At 34.7% G+C, this 23,259-nt stretch carries 28 protein-coding genes and 1 pseudogene; 27 read left to right on the top strand and 2 right to left on the bottom strand.

Annotated elements, in window-relative coordinates; all coding sequences use genetic code 11:
• The 18 genes from rplX to carA all read left to right on the top strand — a co-directional run bounded on the left by rplX (position 1) and on the right by carA (position 9,970).
• Positions 1 to 315, top strand: a complete 315-nt coding sequence (rplX, locus tag DB895_RS09130) for a 50S ribosomal protein L24 (RefSeq protein WP_116725059.1) — start codon at positions 1 to 3, stop codon at positions 313 to 315.
• Positions 316 to 317: 2 nt separating this feature from the next.
• Complete coding sequence (gene rplE / locus DB895_RS09125) at positions 318 to 869, top strand: 50S ribosomal protein L5 (protein WP_116725058.1); 552 nt, start codon at positions 318 to 320, stop codon at positions 867 to 869.
• Positions 870 to 872: 3 nt separating this feature from the next.
• Positions 873 to 1,142, top strand: coding sequence for a 30S ribosomal protein S14 (rpsN, locus tag DB895_RS09120; RefSeq protein ID WP_007136553.1), 270 nt, complete (start codon positions 873 to 875; stop codon positions 1,140 to 1,142).
• 98 nt (positions 1,143 to 1,240) lie between these two features.
• Positions 1,241 to 1,639, top strand: coding sequence for a 30S ribosomal protein S8 (gene rpsH / locus DB895_RS09115; RefSeq protein ID WP_116725057.1), 399 nt, complete (start codon positions 1,241 to 1,243; stop codon positions 1,637 to 1,639).
• 19 nt (positions 1,640 to 1,658) lie between these two features.
• On the top strand, positions 1,659 to 2,201 hold the full coding sequence (rplF, locus tag DB895_RS09110; protein WP_116725056.1) for a 50S ribosomal protein L6: 543 nt from the start codon (positions 1,659 to 1,661) through the stop codon (positions 2,199 to 2,201).
• A gap of 14 nt (positions 2,202 to 2,215) precedes the next feature.
• Complete coding sequence (gene rplR / locus DB895_RS09105) at positions 2,216 to 2,566, top strand: 50S ribosomal protein L18 (RefSeq protein ID WP_116725055.1); 351 nt, start codon at positions 2,216 to 2,218, stop codon at positions 2,564 to 2,566.
• Positions 2,567 to 2,572: 6 nt separating this feature from the next.
• Positions 2,573 to 3,100, top strand: coding sequence for a 30S ribosomal protein S5 (rpsE, locus tag DB895_RS09100; protein ID WP_035668102.1), 528 nt, complete (start codon positions 2,573 to 2,575; stop codon positions 3,098 to 3,100).
• Positions 3,101 to 3,112: 12 nt separating this feature from the next.
• Positions 3,113 to 3,295 (top strand): 50S ribosomal protein L30, encoded by a 183-nt coding sequence (gene rpmD / locus DB895_RS09095; protein ID WP_027310825.1) that lies wholly within the window; start codon positions 3,113 to 3,115, stop codon positions 3,293 to 3,295.
• Between the two features lie 10 nt (positions 3,296 to 3,305).
• Complete coding sequence (gene rplO / locus DB895_RS09090; protein ID WP_116725054.1) at positions 3,306 to 3,758, top strand: 50S ribosomal protein L15; 453 nt, start codon at positions 3,306 to 3,308, stop codon at positions 3,756 to 3,758.
• Positions 3,759 to 3,771: 13 nt separating this feature from the next.
• Positions 3,772 to 5,118, top strand: coding sequence for a preprotein translocase subunit SecY (gene secY, locus DB895_RS09085; protein ID WP_116725053.1), 1,347 nt, complete (start codon positions 3,772 to 3,774; stop codon positions 5,116 to 5,118).
• Positions 5,119 to 5,121: 3 nt separating this feature from the next.
• Positions 5,122 to 5,337, top strand: coding sequence for a translation initiation factor IF-1 (gene infA / locus DB895_RS09080; RefSeq protein ID WP_007136545.1), 216 nt, complete (start codon positions 5,122 to 5,124; stop codon positions 5,335 to 5,337).
• A gap of 12 nt (positions 5,338 to 5,349) precedes the next feature.
• Positions 5,350 to 5,466 (top strand): type B 50S ribosomal protein L36, encoded by a 117-nt coding sequence (ykgO, locus tag DB895_RS09075; RefSeq protein ID WP_008992256.1) that lies wholly within the window; start codon positions 5,350 to 5,352, stop codon positions 5,464 to 5,466.
• 2 nt (positions 5,467 to 5,468) lie between these two features.
• On the top strand, positions 5,469 to 5,843 hold the full coding sequence (gene rpsM / locus DB895_RS09070; RefSeq protein WP_116725052.1) for a 30S ribosomal protein S13: 375 nt from the start codon (positions 5,469 to 5,471) through the stop codon (positions 5,841 to 5,843).
• A gap of 8 nt (positions 5,844 to 5,851) precedes the next feature.
• Positions 5,852 to 6,235, top strand: a complete 384-nt coding sequence (gene rpsK, locus DB895_RS09065) for a 30S ribosomal protein S11 (RefSeq protein WP_024981527.1) — start codon at positions 5,852 to 5,854, stop codon at positions 6,233 to 6,235.
• Positions 6,236 to 6,321: 86 nt separating this feature from the next.
• Positions 6,322 to 6,927 carry a 30S ribosomal protein S4 gene (rpsD, locus tag DB895_RS09060; protein WP_116725051.1) on the top strand — a complete coding sequence of 202 codons (606 nt, stop codon included), beginning with the start codon at positions 6,322 to 6,324 and terminating at the stop codon, positions 6,925 to 6,927.
• A 20-nt stretch (positions 6,928 to 6,947) separates the two neighbouring features.
• Positions 6,948 to 7,940: a DNA-directed RNA polymerase subunit alpha gene (locus DB895_RS09055; protein WP_116725050.1), complete on the top strand. Its 993-nt coding sequence runs from the start codon at positions 6,948 to 6,950 to the stop codon at positions 7,938 to 7,940.
• A gap of 41 nt (positions 7,941 to 7,981) precedes the next feature.
• Positions 7,982 to 8,485, top strand: coding sequence for a 50S ribosomal protein L17 (gene rplQ, locus DB895_RS09050; RefSeq protein WP_116725049.1), 504 nt, complete (start codon positions 7,982 to 7,984; stop codon positions 8,483 to 8,485).
• A gap of 384 nt (positions 8,486 to 8,869) precedes the next feature.
• On the top strand, positions 8,870 to 9,970 hold the full coding sequence (gene carA / locus DB895_RS09045; protein WP_116725048.1) for a glutamine-hydrolyzing carbamoyl-phosphate synthase small subunit: 1,101 nt from the start codon (positions 8,870 to 8,872) through the stop codon (positions 9,968 to 9,970).
• A gap of 193 nt (positions 9,971 to 10,163) precedes the next feature.
• Here the strand turns inward: carA and DB895_RS09040 are convergent, their stop codons facing one another.
• A complete protein-coding gene (locus DB895_RS09040) occupies positions 10,164 to 11,501 on the bottom strand; it encodes an erythromycin esterase family protein (protein ID WP_208012153.1) in 1,338 nt (445 codons plus the stop codon).
• Between the two features lie 369 nt (positions 11,502 to 11,870).
• Here DB895_RS09040 and eno point away from each other — a divergent pair, with 369 nt between their 5' ends.
• The 5 genes from eno to DB895_RS09015 all read left to right on the top strand — a co-directional run bounded on the left by eno (position 11,871) and on the right by DB895_RS09015 (position 17,000).
• Entirely contained in the window at positions 11,871 to 13,163 is a 1,293-nt protein-coding gene (gene eno, locus DB895_RS09035) for a phosphopyruvate hydratase (RefSeq protein WP_116725047.1), read from the top strand.
• 167 nt (positions 13,164 to 13,330) lie between these two features.
• Entirely contained in the window at positions 13,331 to 14,614 is a 1,284-nt protein-coding gene (locus DB895_RS09030) for a citrate synthase (protein WP_116725046.1), read from the top strand.
• Between the two features lie 80 nt (positions 14,615 to 14,694).
• On the top strand, positions 14,695 to 15,609 hold the full coding sequence (locus tag DB895_RS09025; protein WP_116725045.1) for a dimethylarginine dimethylaminohydrolase family protein: 915 nt from the start codon (positions 14,695 to 14,697) through the stop codon (positions 15,607 to 15,609).
• A gap of 54 nt (positions 15,610 to 15,663) precedes the next feature.
• A complete protein-coding gene (gene ctlX / locus DB895_RS09020) occupies positions 15,664 to 16,599 on the top strand; it encodes a citrulline utilization hydrolase CtlX (protein WP_116725044.1) in 936 nt (311 codons plus the stop codon).
• Positions 16,600 to 16,634: 35 nt separating this feature from the next.
• Entirely contained in the window at positions 16,635 to 17,000 is a 366-nt protein-coding gene (locus DB895_RS09015) for a CoA-binding protein (protein WP_116725043.1), read from the top strand.
• A 130-nt stretch (positions 17,001 to 17,130) separates the two neighbouring features.
• Here the strand turns inward: DB895_RS09015 and DB895_RS09010 are convergent, their stop codons facing one another.
• Positions 17,131 to 18,633, bottom strand: coding sequence for a sodium:solute symporter (locus tag DB895_RS09010; protein WP_116725042.1), 1,503 nt, complete (start codon positions 18,631 to 18,633; stop codon positions 17,131 to 17,133).
• 452 nt (positions 18,634 to 19,085) lie between these two features.
• On the opposite strand from DB895_RS09010, the gene DB895_RS09005 reads away from it, so the two are divergent.
• The 4 genes and pseudogenes from DB895_RS09005 to DB895_RS14520 all read left to right on the top strand — a co-directional run.
• Positions 19,086 to 20,036, top strand: coding sequence for a GDP-L-fucose synthase family protein (locus tag DB895_RS09005; protein ID WP_116725041.1), 951 nt, complete (start codon positions 19,086 to 19,088; stop codon positions 20,034 to 20,036).
• A 36-nt stretch (positions 20,037 to 20,072) separates the two neighbouring features.
• Positions 20,073 to 21,152, top strand: a complete 1,080-nt coding sequence (gene gmd, locus DB895_RS09000) for a GDP-mannose 4,6-dehydratase (protein WP_116725040.1) — start codon at positions 20,073 to 20,075, stop codon at positions 21,150 to 21,152.
• 177 nt (positions 21,153 to 21,329) lie between these two features.
• Entirely contained in the window at positions 21,330 to 22,694 is a 1,365-nt protein-coding gene (locus DB895_RS08995) for a lipopolysaccharide biosynthesis protein (protein ID WP_116725039.1), read from the top strand.
• Positions 22,695 to 23,076: 382 nt separating this feature from the next.
• A pseudogene (locus DB895_RS14520) lies at positions 23,077 to 23,242 on the top strand (hypothetical protein); the annotation flags it as partial.
• Between the last annotated feature and the right edge of the window lie 17 nt (positions 23,243 to 23,259).

Here is a 23,259-nt window from a genome sequence, read left to right as displayed (position 1 = left end):
ATGATAAAGCTAAAAATAAAAACAGGAGATATTGTTAGAGTAATAGCTGGTGACCATAAAGGTGCAGAAGGAAAAGTTCTAAGAGTAGATCGTGAGAAAAACAAAGCGATTGTAGAAGCCGTAAACATGGTTTCAAAACATACCAAACCGAGTGCTAAAAGCCCTCAAGGAGGAATCGTTAAGAAAGAGGCTCCAATACAAATTTCTAACATTTCACTTATAGATCCTAAAACAAAGGAAACTACAAGAACAGGAGTTAGAGTAGAAGGAGATAAAAAAGTAAGATTTTCGAAAAAATCTAATCAAGTACTATAGTAATGGCTTATATACCTAGACTAAAAGATGAATATAAGAACAGAGTAATCTCTGCTCTTAAAGAAGAATTCGGTTACACTAACGTAATGCAGGTTCCAAAATTGGACAAAATCGTTTTGAGTAAAGGAGTTGGTGCGGCAGTATCTGACAAAAAATTGATCGACTATGCAGTTGATGAATTGACTAAAATTACCGGACAAAAAGCAGTATCTACTATCTCTAAAAAAGACGTTGCGTCTTTTAAATTGAGAAAAGGAATGCCAATTGGAGCAAAAGTTACTTTACGCGGGGAAAGAATGTACGAATTTTTAGACAGATTGGTTACTTCTGCCTTGCCACGTGTTCGTGATTTCAGTGGAATTAAAGCTACTGGTTTTGACGGAAGAGGGAACTATAACTTGGGAGTTTTGGAGCAAATCATTTTCCCTGAAATAGATATCGATAAAGTAAATAAAATTTCGGGTATGGATATCACTTTTGTAACTTCTGCTAAAACAGATAAGGAAGCAAAATCATTGTTAACTGAACTGGGATTACCTTTTAAAAAGAATTAAGATATGGCTAAAGAATCAATGAAAGCCCGTGAGGTAAAGAGAGAAAAAACGGTAGCAAAGTATGCTGAGAAAAGAAAAGCTTTGTTAGAAGCTGGAGATTTCGTAGGTTTGCAAAAATTACCGAAAAATGCTTCTCCAGTTCGTTTGCACAATCGTTGTAAATTGACAGGTAGACCTAGAGGGTATATGCGTCAATTTGGTCTTTCACGTGTTACATTTCGTGAAATGGCAAACAATGGATTGATACCTGGGGTTAAAAAAGCATCTTGGTAGAAACGTTGCATTGCAACGTTCATATTGATAAATATTTATAAATTGGTTTCAGGTTCAATTAATAGTTAATTGAAAACCAAAACCGCAAATCAATAAACATGTATACAGATCCTATTGCAGATTATTTGACGAGAGTTAGAAACGCTGTGGCCGCAAACCACAAAGTTGTCGAAATTCCTGCCTCTAATCTAAAAAAAGAAATCACAAAGATCTTATTTGATCAAGGTTATATCTTAAGTTACAAATTTGAAGACAACGCTGTACAGGGTTCAATCAAAATTGCTTTGAAGTATGATAAAGATACTAAAGAGTCCGTTATTAAAGATATCCAAAGAATTAGTAAACCGGGTTTACGTAAGTATGCAGGTTCAGCTAACCTACCAAGAATCCTCAATGGATTAGGTATTGCAATTGTTTCAACATCAAAAGGATTGATGACTGGAAAACAAGCAAAACAATTAAATGTTGGTGGCGAAGTAATTTGTTACGTATACTAACTAATAAAAAGACTATAAGATGTCAAGAATAGGTAAAAATCCCGTTGTAATCCCTGCCGGAGTAACTGTTGAAGTTGCAAATGGTATTATTACAGTAAAAGGAAAAAATGGTCAACTAACACAGGAGTTTTCGGACGTAACTGTGACAGTTGAAGACGGTCAGGTTCAAGTAGACAGATCGTCTGATCATAAAGACCAGAGAGCAAAGCATGGTTTGTACAGATCTTTAATCAATAACATGATTATTGGTGTAAATGAAGGTTTTACAAAATCTTTAGAATTAGTAGGAGTAGGGTATAGAGCTTCAAACCAAGGTCAAAAATTGGATTTGGCTTTAGGATATTCTCACAATATTGTTTTAGAAGTTGCTCAAGAAGTAGTTGTTGAAACAATTTCTGAAAAAGGTAAAAACCCAATAGTGAAATTAACGTCATTTGATAAACAACTTTTAGGTCAGGTAGCTGCGAAAATCAGAGGTTTCCGCAAACCAGAGCCATATAAAGGAAAAGGTGTTAAATTTGTAGGTGAAGTATTAAGAAGAAAAGCAGGTAAATCAGCTTAAAAAAATATAAGATTATGTCATTAACAAAATCTGATAGAAGACAGAGAATTAGATTCAGAATTAGAAAAACGATTAGTGGTACATCTACAAATCCAAGACTATCTGTATTTAGAAGCAATAAAGAAATCTACGCACAACTTATTGATGATGTGAATGGAGTTACGATATTGTCTGCCTCTTCAAGAGAAAAAGAAATAGGTAAAGGTACTAACGTAGAAGTTGCTGCAGCAGTTGGAAAATTGGTTGCAGAAAAAGCGTTAAAAGCCGGACTAGATAAAGTAACCTTTGATAGAGGAGGTTATTTATATCACGGTCGTATTCAATCATTAGCGGAAGGCGCGAGAGCGGCTGGACTTAAATTCTAATATAGTATGTCTAATAGTAAATACAAGAATGTAGAGCTAGTAAAACCAAGTGGCCTTGAATTAAAAGATCGTTTGGTAAGTGTGAATCGTGTTACTAAGGTTACAAAAGGAGGTAGAGCTTTTGGTTTTTCTGCTATTGTAGTTGTAGGTGATGAAAACGGAGTAGTTGGTCACGGATTAGGGAAATCTAAAGACGTTTCTGAAGCAATTGCGAAAGCAGTAGAAGATGCTAAGAAAAATCTAGTAAAAATTCCTTTGAACGGTCAATCAGTTCCTCACGAACAAAAAGGTAAATTTGGTGGTGCACGTGTTTTCTTGATTCCTGCTTCTCATGGTACAGGAGTTATTGCTGGTGGAGCTGTTCGTTCAGTCCTTGAATCAGTTGGGATTCATGATGTATTATCTAAATCTCAAGGATCTTCAAATCCGCACAACGTAGTAAAAGCAACTTTTGATGCTTTATTACAAATGAGAAGCGCTTATACGGTTGCAAAACAAAGAGGGGTTTCTTTAGAAAAAGTTTTTAAAGGTTAATTCAAGGAAATTATGGCTAAATTATTAGTAAAACAAGTTAGAAGCAAAATCAACTGTCCTCTTACTCAAAAAAGAGGTTTGGAAGCTTTAGGTCTTCGTAAAATGGGTCAAGTTGTTGAACATGATTCAAATCCAACTATCCTTGGAATGATAAATAAAGTTAAACACTTAGTTTCTGTTGAAGAAGCTAAATAACAAATACGTTATGAATTTAAGTAACTTACAACCTGCTGAAGGTTCTACACACAATCAAAATAAAAGGTTAGGTAGAGGAGAAGGTTCTGGAAAAGGTGGTACCGCTGCACGTGGACACAAAGGAGCAAAATCTCGTTCTGGTTATTCTAAAAAGATTGGTTTTGAAGGTGGTCAAATGCCTCTTCAAAGACGTGTGCCTAAGTTTGGTTTTACAAACATCAATCGTAAAGAATACGAAGGTGTAAATTTAGATACGCTTCAATTATTAGTGGATAATGGTATAGTTTCGGAGGCTGTTGATATGACAGTTTATGTAGCTAATCGTTTGGCTACCAAAAATGAAATCGTTAAGATTTTAGGAAGAGGAGAATTGAAAGCAAAATTAAAAGTATCTGCTCACAAATTTACTGCAACTGCAAAAGCGGCTATTGAAGCTGCTGGTGGAGAAGTAGTAACACTATAATTTTTCTAGTACGATGAAGAAATTTTTTGAATCATTAGCCAATGTTTGGAAAATCGAAGAATTAAAAAACAGAATTCTGATCACATTGGGTCTGCTTTTAGTTTATCGTTTTGGTGCTCATGTAACCCTTCCAGGTATTGATGCTACTCAATTGCACAGTTTAGCTGGTCAAACTAAAAACGGTATTGGTTCAATTCTTGATATGTTTACAGGTGGTGCTTTTTCAAAAGCGTCTGTTTTTGCTCTAGGGATTATGCCTTACATTTCAGCATCGATTGTAGTTCAGTTAATGGGAATTGCTATTCCTTATCTACAAAAATTGCAAAAAGATGGTGAGAGTGGCAGAAAGAAAATTAATCAAATTACACGTTGGTTAACTATTGCAATTACGCTTGTACAAGGTCCTGGGTATATTTATAATTTATACAGTACTTTACCCAACAGTGCATTTTTGTTAGGATTTGATTCTTTTTCATTCTTGTTTTCATCAGTTTTAATCTTAACTACAGGTACAGTATTCGCTATGTGGTTAGGGGAAAAGATTACTGACAAAGGAATTGGAAACGGGATTTCACTATTAATTATGGTGGGTATTTTAGCTAGATTACCTCAAGCCTTTATTCAAGAATTTACAACTAGAGTTACAAATAATAACGGAGGCCCAATGCTATTGGTTATTGAAATTATTGTTTGGTTATTAGTGATTGTTGCCTGTGTGTTATTAGTAATGGCAGTTCGAAAAATACCTGTACAATATGCTCGTCGTACGACTACCGGAGATTTTGAACAAGATATGATGGGCGGAAACAGACAATGGATTCCATTAAAGCTAAACGCATCAGGGGTAATGCCTATTATTTTTGCACAGGCTATTATGTTTATTCCGGCTGCTTTAGCAGGTTTGTCTAAGTCTGAAACATCACAATCTATCGCGGGTTCTTTTAGTAATATGTTCGGTTTTTGGTATAATTTTGTATTTGCGTCTTTAATAGTCGTCTTTACTTTTTTCTATACCGCGATCACCGTTCCTACTAATAAAATGGCAGACGATTTAAAGAGAAGTGGTGGATTTATTCCAGGTATTAGACCAGGAATTGAAACCTCTGATTTTTTAGATAAAGTGATGTCATTAATTACCTTCCCGGGTTCATTATTTCTTGCCTTAATAGCTGTGTTCCCAGCAATAGTAGTAAGTGTTATGGATGTACAGCAATCATGGGCAATGTTTTTTGGCGGAACGTCATTAATAATTATGGTTGGCGTTGCAATAGATACTATTCAACAAATCAATTCCTACTTATTAAACAAGCATTATGACGGTTTGATGAAAAGTGGTAAAAACAGAAAAGCAGTCGCTTAATTTATGGCTAAACAATCAGCAATAGAACAAGACGGATCCATCATTGAAGCATTATCCAATGCGATGTTCCGAGTAGAATTAGAAAATGGACATATTGTAATTGCACATATTTCAGGAAAAATGCGTATGCATTACATCAAGTTATTACCTGGTGATAAAGTGAAACTGGAAATGAGCCCTTATGATTTGTCAAAAGCAAGAATTACTTATAGATATTAAAGATATTTCACAATGAAAGTAAGAGCATCAGTAAAAAAGAGAAGTCCCGAGTGCAAAATTGTGCGAAGAAAAGGGAGATTATACGTAATCAACAAAAAGAATCCTAGATTTAAACAAAGACAAGGATAGTTATGGCAAGAATAGCAGGGGTAGACATCCCGAAAAACAAAAGAGGAGTTATCGCTTTAACCTATATCTTCGGTATTGGTAAAAGTAGAGCAATTGAGATTTTAGAAAAATCTCAAGTAAGCCAAGATACAAAAGTTCAAGATTGGAATGATGACCAAATAGGAGGAATCCGTGAGGCTGTATCTTTCTTTAAAATTGAAGGTGAACTACGTTCAGAAGTTTCTTTAAACATCAAACGTTTAATGGATATTGGATGTTACAGAGGGATTCGTCATAGGTCTGGTCTTCCGTTAAGAGGACAAAGAACTAAGAACAACTCTAGAACAAGAAAAGGAAAAAGAAAAACTGTTGCCAACAAGAAAAAAGCAACTAAATAATAAGTAATATGGCTAAAGCAACTGCAAAAAAACGTAAAGTTATCGTTGAATCAACGGGAGAAGCTCATATTTCTGCTACTTTTAACAACATCATCATTTCTTTGACTAACAAAAAGGGTGAAGTTATTTCTTGGTCATCAGCTGGTAAAATGGGTTTTAGAGGTTCTAAAAAGAATACTCCATACGCAGCCCAAATGGCAGCAGAGGATTGTAGTAAAGTGGCGTTAGAAGCTGGACTTAAAAAAGTAAAAGTTTATGTTAAAGGACCAGGTAATGGACGTGAGTCTGCTATCAGATCTTTACACAACGGTGGGATTGAAGTAACTGAAATCATTGATGTTACCCCAATGCCGCATAATGGATGTAGACCTCCAAAAAGAAGAAGAGTCTAAATTTTTTATAGTATAACCTAGGTAGGTTTATACGGTTATCGGAGGATATGACCTGAATTCATAACCGCTACCTTAAAATTTTTAAAATGGCAAGATATACTGGTCCAAAAACCAAAATCGCCCGTAAATTCGGCGAAGCAATCTTCGGAGATGACAAAGCCTTCGAAAAAAGAAATTATCCACCTGGACAACACGGGATGGCTAAAAAAAGAGGAAAAAAATCTGAGTATGCTGTCCAGTTAATGGAAAAGCAAAAAGCTAAATATTCTTACGGAATTTTAGAGAAACAATTCAGAAATTTATTCGAAAAAGCATCAGCTACTAAAGGTGTTACTGGTGAAGTTTTATTACAACTTTGTGAAGCAAGATTGGACAATGTAGTTTTTAGAATGGGTATTGCTCCTTCTAGAAGAGGCGCTCGTCAAATCGTTTCCCACCGTCACGTTACTGTAAACGGAGAAAATGTAAATATTCCTTCTTATCACTTGAAACCAGGTGATGTTGTTGGTGTTCGTGAAAAATCTAAATCTTTAGAAGCTATCGAACGTTCTTTATCAAATTCAAGTCATGTTTATGAGTGGATTACTTGGAATAACGATACGAAACAAGGTACTTTTGTAAGTGTTCCTGCTAGACTTCAAATTCCTGAAAACATTAAAGAACAACTAATCGTCGAATTGTACAACAAATAATAATTGACTTAGTCGAAATTATGGCAATATTTAATTTTCAGAAGCCCGATAAAGTTATCATGATCGATTCAACCGATTTTGAAGGTAAATTTGAATTTAGACCTTTAGAACCTGGTTACGGATTGACCGTAGGTAATGCACTTAGAAGAGTTATGCTTTCCGCTTTAGAAGGATACGCAATTACCTCTGTTAGAATTGAAGGTGTAGACCACGAATTTTCTACTATTTCAGGAGTTGTTGAAGACGTAACAGAAATCATTTTGAATTTGAAACAAGTGCGTTTCAAACGTCAAATAGAAGATGTAGATAACGAAGCAGTTACTATTTCAGTTTCTGGTAAAGATCAACTTACTGCTGGTGATTTTCAAAAATTTATTTCAGGTTTCCAAGTTTTGAATCCAGAACTTGTCATCTGTAATTTAGATAGCAAAATCAAATTAAGTCTCGAATTAACTATCGAGAAAGGTAGAGGTTACGTTCCTGCAGAAGAGAACAAAAAACAAAACGCAGCAATAGGAACTATTTTTACGGATTCCATATTTACACCAATTAAAAATGTAAAATATGCCATAGAAAATTTCCGTGTAGAGCAAAAAACAGATTATGAAAAATTAGTTTTTGAAATAAAAACTGACGGTTCTATCAATCCAAAAGATGCCCTTACTGAAGCTGCAAAAGTGTTAATACACCACTTTATGTTGTTTTCTGACGAAAGAATCACACTTGAAGCTGACGAAATTGCTCAAACTGAATCTTATGATGAAGAGTCGTTGCATATGAGACAATTGCTTAAAACAAAACTTGTTGATATGGATTTATCTGTAAGAGCATTGAATTGTTTGAAAGCTGCTGAAGTTGATACCCTTGGAGATCTAGTATCTTTCAATAAAAATGATCTAATGAAATTCCGTAATTTCGGTAAAAAATCTTTAACAGAACTAGACGAACTAGTTGCTATTAAAAATTTAAACTTCGGGATGGATTTAGCAAAATACAAATTAGATAAAGAATAATTCAGTCCCCGCTTCAAGCGGGGGTTAAATTTAACATAGCAATGAGACACGGAAAAAAATTCAATCACTTAAGCAGACAGACTGGACATAGGAAAGCTATGTTAGCTAATATGGCTTGTTCTTTAATCGAGCACAAACGTATTAATACTACTGTTGCTAAAGCTAAAGCGCTTAAACAATTCGTTGAGCCGCTTATAACAAAATCAAAAGAAGATACAACTCACAACCGTCGTATCGTTTTCGCCTACTTACGTAGCAAATATGCCGTGACTGACTTGTTCAGAGACGTAGCTGCAAAAGTGGGAGATCGTCCAGGTGGTTACACGCGTATCATCAAAGTTGGAAATCGTTTAGGAGATAATGCCGATATGGCCATGATCGAATTGGTAGATTTCAACGAACTTTACAACGGTGGTAAAAAAGAAGTTAAAAAAGCTAAAAGCCGTCGTGGCGGAAAAGCTAAAAAAGAAGAAACGGTAACTCCTGAAGCAGCAGCTCCAGAAGCACCAGCTTCCGAAACTGAAACTACTGAACCAGCTGAATAATGAATTTCACTATTCAATAAAATTTAAGGATAAACTTTTACTAGTTTGTCCTTTTTTTTTGTTTTTTAGTTTTAGGAGCACAATTTAACGTATTTTAATACATCATATTCCCGCTGTACATTGCAATCTTTTAATTTATAATCCCTTCGACAAGCGTTCTACTGAGCTCACGCCGAAGTCTCAGTAACTATAAATTAAAAGGATTTCCACTTCCATCGGGGCTGATCTATAAATTAAGGCTTCTCTAGAAATTATATTTTCATAAGCCCACAAATTAAATTAAATTTGCAACCGCAATACAACAACTACATAACGAATCACAGCTAATGAAACGAGCTTTGCGAGTTCCATGAGACCGTTAAAAAAAACACTAAAGATCAACGAATGAAATACACAACACGACAAAAAGCCCTTTTATTATTGAGTGACGGAACCATTTTTCATGGCAAATCTATTGGAATTTCCGGAACCACCTTTGGTGAAGTATGTTTTAATACGGGAATGACTGGCTATCAGGAAATATTTACCGATCCATCCTACTTTGGGCAAATCATGGTGGCAACCAACCCTCATATTGGGAATTACGGTGTAAACAACAATGAGGTGGAATCGGATTCCATTAAAATATCGGGTCTGGTTTGTAAAAATTTCAGTTTCAATTATTCTAGAGCCGATGCTTCAGAAAGCTTGGAAAACTATTTTATTAAACAAAATTTGATTTGCATTTCTGATGTTGATACGCGCGCCTTGGTTAGTTATATTCGAGATAATGGTGCCATGAATGCTGTTATTTGCACCGATGGAACCTCTGTTGAAGAACTTAAAGTTGCATTGGCAAAAGTGCCTGAAATGAAAGGATTGGAGTTAGCTTCCAAAGTTTCTACAAAACAACCTTACTTCTTTGGAGATGAAAATGCGAGCTATAAAATTGCTGCTTTGGATTTGGGTATCAAAACAAACATCCTTAGAAACTTCGCTAAACGAGACTGTTATATTAAAGTTTTCCCATACGACTCCACTTATTCGGATTTAGCAGCATTTAATCCGGACGGTTATTTCTTATCAAACGGTCCTGGTGATCCCGACCCGCTTTTTAGTGCCATTGAAGTAGCTAAAGAGATTTTGAAAAATGATAAGCCGTTATTTGGAATTTGTTTAGGGCATCAAGTAATTGCCTTAGCCAACGGAGTTTCAACCTACAAAATGTTCAATGGGCATCGCGGGATCAATCATCCGGTAAAAAACCTGATTAGTGGTAAAGGAGAAATTACCTCTCAAAATCACGGTTTTGCTGTCAACAAAGAAGAATTGGAGCAAAATGCTAATATGGAAATCACCCATTTGCATCTTAACGACGATACGGTTGCTGGAATGCGTATGAAAAACAAAAACTGTTTCTCCGTACAATACCATCCGGAAGCAAGTCCAGGTCCTCATGATTCCAGTTACTTATTTGATCAATTTGTAAAAAACATGAAATTATAATCATTAAAAAAGCCTTCACATTTATATAAATGTGAAGGCTTTTAAATTATTTAACTTTTGTATATATTATAAGCTTCCCACATAATTGATAACCAACCTTTGGTCTTTATCAGTAAAAACTTTTTTTGAATGATGGCATGTCATTTCTTCTTTTGTCCATTTTTAAGGATTTCAAGAAGATTTCTAATACTTATTACATTCCAAAAGGATATGTTTCGGGAATTTCTTTTTCGTCAGTTTGAATGTGGATAGGATGTAAAGCGTTTGTTTCATCAATAAAAATAAATGCATCGTATCTTTTGGGCATAATTGAAGGTACGTAATTCCCAAATCTTTCGTGCTCCGGATTATAGACTACCCCTATGGCTCGATGACCTATAGGTAAATCAAAGTATTTTTCACGATTGAGTTTGTTCATCAGCAATAACCGGTTTTCTCCTTTTGCTGCAATATGAAAGCTGTGTTCCCAACTTCCTTCTTCTGCTTCAGGCACTGTTATTTTTCGCATAGCCTCACCCCAGCTCCTTCCTGCAACGACGCTTCCTTTATACGATCCGAATCCCACGGTAACCACGCCATCTATTTGATATTGCTCTCTCAATAGTTGTCCCACGTTTATCATTCCTTGTGAAGCCATACTTGTAGCCCGGGCATCACCTATATGGGTGTTGTGTTCCCAAACAATTGTTTTAGCTACTTTGCCATGAAATTTCATAAGCCGTTCTAAAGTGGCCACCATATGTTGATCTCTGATATTCCAGGAACCGGGGCCGTTTTTTATCATGGCACGGTAATACTTTTCTGCATTTCGTGCGATATAAGCATTTTGTTCTGTGCTAAAAACATTTTCGGCATCTGAATTGTAGGTGGCAATATTATTCCTGATTTCAGTAAGCAGATGAAGTACTTCTTTTTCGCAGAGTTCAGGAACAAATGCGGAGGCTCTTGCATAAGTTTGCCCTTCGTCTTTTCCGAAATTCTCAAAACAGGTCATGGCTTTTTTTGCTGCTTTGAGCGCAACAGGATCATTTTTTTCCAGATAATGAATGATGGCTTGCATAGATTCGCCAAAACTGTAAACATCTAAGCCGTAAAATCCTACTCTATTATCAGCAGATAAATTTTCATTGAAATTTTTTAGCCAGTCTATGAAAGCTGCAATTTCCCAATTTGCCCACATCCAGGTAGGCCATCGGTTAAATTCATTTAAGATGCTGTAAATATCAGTTCCTGAATCTAAGTGTCCCTTTGCATATCGATTTAATCGATAGCAGTCCGGCCAATCTCCCTCGACAGCTACAAAAGAAAAGCCTTTTTCCTGAATGAGCCGTTGCGTTATTTTTGCTCGCCAGACGTAATATTCGTGGGTTCCATGTGAGGCTTCACCAAGTAATACATATTTTGCATCACCTATATATTCCATAAGCGGATCTAGATCTTCGGATGTTTCCAGTTTGGAAGAGGAAGTGTTGAGTAATTCAATTATTTCGTTTGAAATAGCAGAATGGTTTTGTGTTTTTTGCGTTTTCAAAGTGTAAGGATTTTTAAATTAATATTGAATGATAAGGAATTAATAAAAAATGGTTTTTGTCTTTGAAAACGAATATAAATTTAATGTATATATATGATAATCATGGTTTTTTATTTGATTTTTTTTAATGAAATCAACTTTTCTTAAGTGGTGATTTTTGAGGTTAAAGCGTTGTATGTTGGTCTTGGTTATTTAGGGGTATAATTGTTGTCCCTAGGGATGCTAAAAGGATAGCTCAATATGAAAAATATTTTAAAGGTTACATCGTTTTCGTTAATAACATTAATTGTTTTTATTAAATGATTATTAATAGATATAATATATTTGTATTACAAAAATAAATAGCATAAAATTTAAAAATAATTAAATATGAGCATTATTATCAAAGTACACGCAAGACAAATTTTTGATTCGAGAGGAAATCCTACAATTGAAGTAGATGTAGTAACTGAAAGCGGAGTTTTAGGAAGAGCTGCGGTTCCTTCTGGAGCATCAACAGGAAAATATGAAGCTGTTGAATTACGTGATGGAGGAAAAGCATTTCTTGGAAGAGGAGTTCTTAAAGCGGTTGAAAACGTAAACACAAAAATTGCGGAAGAATTATTAGGTACTTCAGTTTTTGAACAAAATAAAATTGATCAGGTGATGATTGATTTAGATGGTACGCCAAATAAAGCTAACCTTGGTGCAAACGCTATTCTTGGTGTTTCATTAGCCGTAGCAAAAGCTGCTGCAAATGAATTAGGATTGCCATTATATAGATACGTAGGTGGGGTTTCTGCCAATACATTGCCGGTTCCTATGATGAATATCATCAACGGAGGATCTCATTCTGATGCACCTATCGCATTTCAGGAATTCATGATTTTTCCAGTAAAAGCTACTTCTTTTACGCAAGCTATGCAAATGGGGACAGAAATTTTCCATAACTTGAAAAAAGTATTGCATGACAGAGGTTTGAGTACTGCAGTTGGAGACGAAGGTGGTTTTGCACCGAATCTTGCAGGAGGAACTGAAGATGCTTTAGATACTATCAAATTGGCTGTTGAGAAAGCGGGTTATAAATTTGGAGACGAAATCATGGTTGCTTTAGATTGTGCTTCATCTGAATTTTACGTGGACGGAAAATACGATTACACTAAATTTGAAGGGGCAACCGGAAAAATCAGAACTTCAGAAGAACAAGCGGATTATTTAGCGGAATTGGCTGCCAAATATCCAATCATTTCTATTGAAGACGGAATGGACGAAAATGACTGGGATGGATGGAAATACTTGACGGACAAAATAGGAAATAAAGTACAATTGGTTGGAGATGATTTATTTGTAACTAATGTAGAACGTTTGGCAACAGGAATCGAAAAAGGTATTGCTAATTCAATTCTTGTAAAAGTAAACCAAATTGGAACTTTGACCGAAACGATTGCTGCGGTAAACATGGCTAAAAACGCTGGTTATACTTCTGTAATGTCTCATCGTTCAGGAGAGACAGAAGACAATACCATTGCCGATTTAGCGGTAGCATTAAACTGTGGTCAAATCAAAACAGGTTCTGCTTCCCGTTCCGATCGTATGGCAAAATACAACCAACTTTTAAGAATTGAAGAGGAACTAGAAGGAGCCGGTTATTTTCCTGGCGTAAAAGCATTCAAGATAAAATAGTTTTAAAATATTCTAATTATTTAATACCTGACCCCTATTTTAAAATGGGGTCAGGTATTTTTTTTGCAATAATTTATGGTTTCCTTATAAAAATCATTTTTTAATTCAGATGAAATTCCATAGATTTGTTTAATTATTATTTCAATAGAAAAATCTCCCATTATACTATGTCAAATACTGCAATACTAGAAATTGAAGGCAAGAAATATGAGTTTCCAATTATCGTTGGAACCGAAAATGAAGTGGCAATCGATATTAACAAACTACGTGATTTGACTGGAGCAATCACAATGGATCCAGGCTATAAAAATTCTGGCTCATGCTTGAGTAAAATTACTTTTCTTGATGGAGAGGAAGGGATTTTGCGTTACAGAGGATATTCAATAGAAGATCTGGCTGAAAAAGCTCATTTTCTTGAAGTATCTTATCTTTTGATTTTTGGAGAGTTGCCTACAGCAGAACAATTACAACAATACGAAACTGATATTAGAAAATATACTTTGGTAAACGAAGAAATGAAAAGTATCATTGACGGTTTTCCAAAAACGGCACATCCAATGGGTGTTTTGTCTGCTTTGACAAGTGCTTTAACCGCCTTTAATCCTAAAGCAGTAAATCCGGATCACCCAAAGGAATTGTATGAATCAGTATGCAAGATCATGGGAAAATTTTTAGTGATAGCCACTTGGACTTATAGAAAAAGTATGGGATATCCTTTAAATTATTATGATAATACCAAAGGATATGTAGAAAATTTCATGCATCTTATGTTTCAATTGCCTACAGGTCCTTACACACCGGATCCTATAGTAATTAATGCTTTAGATAAATTATTTATTCTACATGCAGATCATGAGCAAAACTGTTCTACATCTACGGTACGAATGGTTGGTTCATCACATGCGGGACTTTTTGCGTCCATATCAGCTGGAGTTTCTGCTCTTTGGGGGCCTTTACATGGGGGTGCCAACCAAGCAGTTCTTGAAATGCTGGAAGAAATTCACCAAAATGGAGGTGATGCAGATAAATATATGGCGAAAGCCAAAGACAAAGAAGACCCGTTCCGATTAATGGGTTTTGGACACAGAGTTTATAAAAATTTTGATCCAAGAGCCAAAATTATTAAAAAAGCAGCTGACGAGGTTTTGAGTACTTTAGGTGTCGATGACCCAATTTTAGCGATTGCCAAAAAACTAGAAGATGCTGCACTTGTAGACGAGTATTTTATCTCAAGAAAGTTGTATCCAAATGTCGATTTTTATTCTGGAATTATTTATAGAGCCTTAGGAATCCCTACGGATATGTTTACCGTCATGTTCGCCATAGGACGTTTGCCAGGTTGGATTGCACAATGGAAAGAAATGCGTATCAATAAAGAACCAATAGGAAGACCAAGACAAATTTATACGGGGTATCCATTGAGAGATTTTATTCCAGTTGACAAAAGATAATCCCTCAAAAATATATATATTCAAAAAGCTTCTTCTAATCGAGAAGCTTTTTTACCTTTGGCAAAAGTCTAAACAATTTTATGTTACCACTCCATATTAAAAATGAAACTTCAAGACTAAGGGCTGTTGTGCTAGGTACGGCAGTCAGTAATGGGCCAACTCCCAATATTGAAGAAGCTTATGACCCTAAGTCGTTAGAGCATATATTAGCTGGAACATATCCGGTAGAGAAAGATATGGTTAAAGAAATGGAAGCCTTTTATCAAGTGTTTCAAAAATATGATGTTACTGTTTTTAGACCTGAAACGATAGAAAATTACAACCAAATTTTTGCCCGTGACATAGGATTTGTCATTGATGATATCTTTATCAAAGCAAATATCCTTCCCGATAGAGAGAGAGAGCTAGCGGCAATTCAATACGTATTAGATCAAATTGATCCCAAAAAAATAGTTCGTCCACCAGAAGAAGTTCATGTTGAAGGTGGCGACGTCATGTTGTGGAATGATTACATTTTTATAGGAACCTATAAAGGGAGTGATTATAAAGATTACATCACGGCAAGAACCAACACGGCCGGCGTAAATTTTATAAAAGAATTATTTCCTAATAAAATAGTGAAAGATTTTGATTTGGTAAAATCTAAAATTGAAGCTCGGGATAATGCGTTGCATTTGGATTGTTGTTTTCAACCAGTTGGGGATACCAAAGGAATTATTTACAAAAGGGGTTTTCGTGAAGAAGCCGATTATATGTTTTTAGTAAACCTTTTTGGGAAAGAAAACCTGTTTCATATTACTAGGGATGAAATGTATCACATGAATTCCAATGTTTTTTCAATAGCACCCAATGTGGTGGTTTCCGAAAGAAATTTCACCCGATTGAATAACTGGCTGCGTAAAAATGGTTTTGTTGTAGAAGAAATTCCGTATGCCGAAATTGCAAAACAAGAGGGGCTTTTAAGATGTTCTACCTTACCGTTAATTAGAGATTAATTTTGCGTAGAGACGTTGTATTGCAACGTCTCTACGCAATAAAAAAAACAAATCATGGCACAAACAACAAATTCCATTTTAATGATTCGTCCGGTAGCATTCCGAATGAATGAACAAACGGCCGTAAATAATTATTACCAAAAAGTAATTGATAATTTATCTCCAACTACTGTAAATGCTAAAGCACAGGAAGAATTTGACGCTTTTGTCAGTAAACTTCGAGTTGTAGGTGTTGATGTAACGGTTGTGGAAGATACTCTAGAACCTGATACGCCAGATAGTATTTTTCCAAACAATTGGATATCCTTTCATGAAGATGGGGATGTGGCATTATATCCAATGTTTGCCGAAAATCGTCGCGAAGAACGTCGTGAAGAAATTCTGGATATTCTTGAAGATGAGGGATTTGTGGTTAACGAAATCATGGATTATACTTCTGCCGAAGAAGATGGTTATTTTTTGGAGGGAACTGGAAGTATCGTATTAGACAGAGAAAACGACAAGGCATATTGTGCGCTTTCGCCACGTGCTGATGAAGAATTATTCATCGAATTTTGCGAAGATTTTGAATACACACCAGTCATTTTTGAAGCATTTCAAACTGTAAATGGGGAACGGAAACTTATTTATCACACCAATGTAATGATGTGTGTTGGAGAAACCTTTGCTGTAATTTGTGCAGATTCTATCGATGATAAAAAAGAACGTAAAATGGTTTTAGAGAGTCTAAAAGGAGATGAAAAAGAAGTAATACTAATTACGGAAGACCAAGTCAACAATTTTGCGGGCAACATGCTTGAGGTAAAAGGATCAGATGACAGAAGGTTTTTAGTGATGAGTACTTCTGCACATAAAAGTCTTACCAAGAAACAAATTGCGCAAATTGAGGAACATGTAACCATTTTAAGTTCGAGTCTGGATACAATTGAAGCTTGTGGCGGGGGAAGTGCTAGATGCATGATGGCTGAAATTTTCTTGCCAAGAGAATAAATAATTAAACAATTCCTTTTTTGTACTTTTGCATAATGAAAAATAAAAAAACATTAGTTCTTGGGGCTTCCACAAAACCTGAAAGATATGCCTTTAAGGCAATAACAATGCTTGTAGAGAAAGGGCATTCGGTTCTTGCCATTGGTCAAAATGCTGGTGAAGTTGCCGGAATTAAAATTCAGACTAAGGCAATACCTCTTAAAAATATCGATACAGTTACCTTATATCTAAACCCAGCACGCCAACGAGATTACTACAATTATATAGTAGAGGCAAAACCAAAACGCATAATTTTTAATCCTGGAACCGAAAATCCAGAGTTTTACCAATTATTACAATTAAATGATATTAAGGTAGAAATTGCTTGTACATTGGTTTTATTGGCCACAAATCAGTATTAGATTTTTTAGGAGCTATTCCTGCTATCCACTTTATCCACGCTAAAAAGGCGTGGGATGCCGTTGCTATCAGGGCTAGGGCATCTGTCTAGAAAATACTGAAATATTCGTTTCTTCGTTTGGAGAAATCGTCCTAAAATCTTGTTTCCAATATAGCGGTTTTGCTTATCAAGAGCAATCCTAAGAAAGTGATTAACCCATTTACAATAATTAATTCGTTGTCAAAAACATAATCGCCAAAGAGTAGTGCTGAGTTTTTACTAATCAAAAAGCAAATAGCAGGAGACAGCACGCAAATTATTGGTACTAGTTTATCATGTACAGTTCTGGATTTCATAAATAACCCAAAAGTATATAATCCCAGAAGCGGACCATAGGTATAGGATGCAATCTTAAAAATCATGCTCACTACCGAAGCATCGTTGATGGTATTGAAAATTATAATTACCAAAAACATCAGAAACGAAAACCCAATGTGGACAAAATGTCTAGATCGAACCATGTTGGGTTTGTTTTGGTTTTCGGCTTTATCCATTCCAAGAAAATCAACACAAAACGATGTGGTCAATGCCGTCAATGCGGAGTCAGTAGTGGCAAACGTTGCGGCCGTCAACCCCAATAAAAATACAATGGAAGGAACGATACTCAAATGATGAAAAGCGATTTCCGGGAACAACAAATCGGTTCTGGGTTTTCCGGTAACCAAGTCGGTGGGAATTATAATCCCATTTTTATCTGCATAAATATAAAGCAGTGCACCTACACTCAAAAAGAAAATATTGATAATAACGAAAATTCCGGTGAACGTAAACATGTTTTTTTGAGCCTCGCCAATGGTTGCGCAACTCAAATTTTTCTGCATTAAATCTTGGTCTAATCCCACCATGGCTATGGTTACAAAAACCCCACCTAGAATTTGTTTCCAAAAATACGTTCCTTTCAAATAATCTTCAAAGAAAAAAACTTTAGAATAATTGCTGTTTTTTACCTGTTCAAAAGCTTCAAAAACATTCAGGTTTAAACTTCTGCAAATAAAGAAAATCGTCAAAAAAACAGAAGATACCAAGAAAAAAGTTTGTAACGTGTCGGTGATAATAATCGTTTTTAATCCGCCTCGATAGGTATAGGCAAATATTAACACCAACGAGATTAGAACGGTTGTAGCAAAAGGGATTTGGTAAAAATCGAATACATAACGTTGCAAAACAATTACGACAAGATATAGCCTAAAGGAAGAACCAATAGTTCTGCTAATCAAAAAAATGGTTGCTGCGGTTTTATAGCTTACTGTCCCCAATCGTTTTTCGATGTAACCGTAAATCGAAGTCAAATTCATTCTGTAATATAAAGGAAGCAACACTTTGGCAATGATGATAAACCCAATTGCATTTCCTATGACAAATTGGAAGTATTTGAATTGGTTTTCCGGATTTCCTACTTCTCCCGGAACCGAAATGAATGTAACCCCAGAAAGCGCCGTGCCAATCATTCCAAAAGCGACTAAATACCATTTGGAGTTTTTATTGGCTTTAAAGAATGCGTCATTTCCACTATTTTTTTTACTTACAAAATGCGAAATCAAAAATAGGATTCCGAAGTAAATTATAATTAGGGTTAGTATGGCAAATGGAGTCATTGTATTTTATTTTTATTTGAAGCCAAAATACAAAAAAATGTTAATTTCAGAGCTGAATTTACGTATTATTGTCTTTTTATGGGTAAATTTTATATTATTTCATGGACTTTTCAAAATTAGTTATTGAAGAATTAATTATTAAAGAGTATGTTTTATTGGTATTTTTTCTTTTTACGACTTATTATTGTGAATATATTAAAAGATTATACTTTATGTTTCGTTTTTGATACTTAGAAAGGAATTGTTGGAAAAGTTAAATAAAATGTAACTATATTTGCCTCCAATGTGGTTGGGTTTTTGTGTTTTATCCTGTGGGTTAGAACTGCGGAGCTGTTTATAAAACAGTATTTTACTTATGTGGATTGTTTGTAAAACGAGCATTTAAATTTTGAAAACAGAAAATTATACAGCGGTATAAAAGTTAAAAATAGATTTCAATTATAAGAAAAAAAATGAATAAGGAAGCTAAAATTTATATTGCAGGACATAAAGGAATGGTAGGAAGTGCCATTTGGAGAACCTTGTCAGATAGAGGTTATACTAATTTAATTGGTGTTTCTAGTGCTGAGTTGGATTTGAGGAACCAACAGGCGGTTAAAGATTTTATAGCTCAGGAAAAACCAGAAGTTATCATTGATGCTGCCGCAAGGGTTGGGGGGATTTTGGCCAACAATAATTACCCGTATCAATTTATCATGGAAAACATGCAAATTCAGAATAATCTGATTGATTCAGCAATGCAGGGTGAGGTCAACAAATTTATTTTTTTGGGAAGTTCCTGTATTTATCCTAAATTAGCTCCGCAACCATTAAAAGAAGAATATCTTCTTACAAATACATTAGAACCAACTAATGAATGGTATGCTATTGCAAAAATAACAGGGGTAAAAGCATGTCAGGCTATTAGAAAACAATTTGGAAAAGATTATGTCAGTTTAATGCCAACAAATTTATATGGGACATATGATAATTTTGATTTGAATACATCACATGTATTGCCGGCCATGATGAGGAAATTTCATGAGGCTAAGGAAAATAATCATGCTCCAGTTACGCTATGGGGAAGCGGGACTCCTATGAGAGAGTTTTTATTTGTGGACGATATGGCAAAGGCGGTAGTTTTTGCTTTAGAAAACAAACTTCCAGAATATTTGTATAATGTAGGAACTGGAGAAGATTTAACCATAAAACATTTGGCTGAAACAATTCAACAAATTATAGGGCATCAAGGGAAGATAATTTGGGATGATTCAAAACCTGACGGTACTCCAAGAAAATTGATGGATGTGTCAAAAATGCATGATTTAGGCTGGAAACATGAGGTAAATCTTCAAGAAGGAATTAGAATTACCTACAACTGGTTTTTAGAAAACATAGAAAACGTAAAAAAAGTAACACTATAATCAACAGGTTTTAAATTTTTAAATTCAAAATAAAATATGAAAGTAGCATTTATAACAGGAGTAACAGGACAGGACGGATCTTATTTAGCTGAATTATTATTAGAGAAAGGATATCAAGTTCATGGGTTAAAAAGACGTGCATCCTCTTTTAATACACAACGGATTGATCATATCTATCAAGACAAACACGAGAATCATGTTCATTTTAAATTGCATTATGGCGATTTGACCGATTCTACTAATATAATAAGAATCATTCAGGAAGTGCAACCCGATGAAATATATAATTTAGGGGCAATGTCTCATGTAAAAGTTTCATTTGATTCTCCTGAATATGTGGCTAATGTAGATGGAATTGGTACTTTAAGAATATTAGAAGCTGTTAGAATTCTTGGTCTTGAAAAGAAAACTAGAATTTATCAAGCCTCTACTTCTGAATTATATGGAGGTTTGGCAGAAAATAAAAATGCGAAAGGTTTTTATGATGAAAACTCAGCATTCTATCCTCGTTCTCCTTATGGTGCAGCTAAAATATATGGTTTTTGGATTACAAAAAATTACCGTGAAGCTTATGATATGTACGCTTGTAACGGAATCTTATTTAATCATGAATCGCCAAGAAGAGGAGAAACCTTTGTTACTCGTAAAATTACTATGGCAACCGCTGCAATTGCTTTGGGGAAACAAGATTGTTTGTACTTAGGAAACTTGAACTCACAAAGAGACTGGGGACATGCTAAAGATTATGTAGAAGCCATGTGGAGAATCTTGCAACAAGATGTAGCAGAAGACTATGTAATTGCAACAGGAGTAACTACTTATATTCGTGATTTTGTGCGTTTTTCTTTTGCTGAAGTAGGTATAGAATTGACATTCGAAGGAGAAAATGAAAATGAAATTGCCAAAGTAGCAGCTTGTAACCATCCTGATTATCAATTAGAAATAGGTAAAGTATTGGTACGAGTAGATCCACAATATTACAGACCCACAGAAGTTGATTTATTACTTGGTGATCCTACTAAATCTAAAACACAACTGGGCTGGAAACCTCAATATGACCTTGCTGGATTGGTAAAAGAAATGGTGGCTAGTGATTTGCAAATCTTAAAAAGATAGATAAGGAAAGCGTATCTACTTTGAATTATTTCGAATAGTTTTCCAATTTTTAGTTTCTTTAGCTTAAAAAAACTAAAAATTATCGTTTTTAAATGTAAAATAGATTAAATCTACTTCTTTATAATTTATTATTGAAGAAGTAGATTTTTTTCACAGTTTTTAAAATAAATATAATAATTGAAACAAAAAATCCAAAAAGTTTATTCTAAAGTTGGAATAAAAAGTGATCGTACAAAAAACATCACCAAACATGTTCTTGTGTCTTTTGTTTATAAAGGGGGTAGCATTATTACTTCGTTTTTAATGGTTCCTTTGACTATTAATTACCTCGATACCGAAAATTATGGTATTTGGTTAACATTAAGTTCATTTATTGCCTGGTTTTCTTTTTTTGATATTGGTCTGGGAAATGGATTGCGAAATAAATTTGCCGAAGCCAAAGCCAAAGGAGATCTAACTCTTGCTAGGGCATACGTAAGTTCCGCTTATTTTACTATAGGTAGTATTTGTTTACTGCTTATACTTGTATTCTTTGGGTTTAATTTTTTTATAGACTGGACTCGTGCATTTAATACAAATGCTGCATTGCAAAAAGAACTTGGACTGCTCATGCCTATTGTTTTTTCTTTTTTTTGTTTGCAACTAGTCGTAAAGTTGATAACTACCATTTACACCGCAGATCAACACCATTCCATGCAGGGAAAAATTAACTTTTTTACCTCAGTTGGGTCTTTATTGGCAATATGGTTGATGACGCGCATTGGAGAAAGTTCTTTATTGATATATGGTCTTATATTTTCATCTTTACCGGTATTAATATTGCTCGGACTGAATTTCTTTGCGTTTTCAGATAAATACAAAGAGTTTAAACCTACCTTTTCCTTATGGAAAAAAGAATATTTGAAAGATATTTTTGGATTGGGGATGAAATTCTTTATTATTCAGCTATCTGGAATAATTTTGTTTTCAACGGATAACATAATTATAACACAGCTTTATGGACCAAAGCAAGTTGTGCCCTTTAATATTGCATTTAAATATTTTAGTGTTTCAAATATGGCTTTTTCTATGATACTGGCGCCATATTGGTCTTCAATAACTGAAGCATATATAAATAAGGATTTTGCTTGGATAAAAAAATCCATGAACAATTTATTTAAAATCTCAATGGGTACGGTTTTAATTGTTTTACTGATGGTCGTTATTTCACCACTAGTTTATCAATTATGGATTGGTAAGACGGTAACAATTCCTTTGTCGTTGACTATTTATATGGCTATTTTTTTTGCGTTAACTATTTTTTATTCTCCTTTCACTTACTTCATTAATGGAACTGGTAAAGTAAAACTTCAGATGTATGCTATTGTTTCAACAGCGATTGTAAATATTCCACTGTCAATTTTTCTCGCTAAGAATTTGGGACTCGGAGTTTCAGGCGTCATTATAGCCACAATTCTATGTTTAGTTCCTCATATTATAATTTGCCCGTTACAATATTTAAAAATTATCAATAAAAAGGCTAATGGGATTTGGGATAAATAACATTGTGAGAAATTTGAGTTTTCAAAGACTATATCTTCAATTTAAAAGATATAAAGATTCAAAGGCTTTGAGAAAAACACATACCATAATTTCATTAGGATGTAATTTTCATAGAACAGAATTTGGGAATCATGTTTTTCTGGGTGAAAACGTGTCTCTTTTTGATAGTTCTATTGGTGATTATTCTTATGTAAACAATAATTCCATAATTAAAAATACTTCCATCGGGAAATTTTGCTCCATCGGACCTAACGTTCAAATAATTCTTGGAAAGCATCCTTCCACATTTGTTTCTTCGCACCCAATGTTTTATGCCAATAATAAACCTTTTAAGACCTTTTCAGACAAGACCTATATTGAAGAGTATGATTATGCTACAATTGGACATGATGTATGGATTGGTGAAGGTGTCCTTATTCCAAGCGGAATTACCATAGGAAATGGAGCCATAATTACGGCTCGTTCAGTGGTTACAAAAGACGTTGAACCTTATTCAATCGTTGGAGGCGTGCCAGCAAAGCACATTAAGTATCGTTTTGACAATGAAACATTAAAAATAATTAAT

Origin of the sequence: Flavobacterium psychrotolerans (genome assembly GCF_003097635.1) — a bacterium.
Classification (GTDB): domain Bacteria; phylum Bacteroidota; class Bacteroidia; order Flavobacteriales; family Flavobacteriaceae; genus Flavobacterium; species Flavobacterium psychrotolerans.
This window is presented reverse-complemented; position numbering and strand designations above follow the sequence as displayed.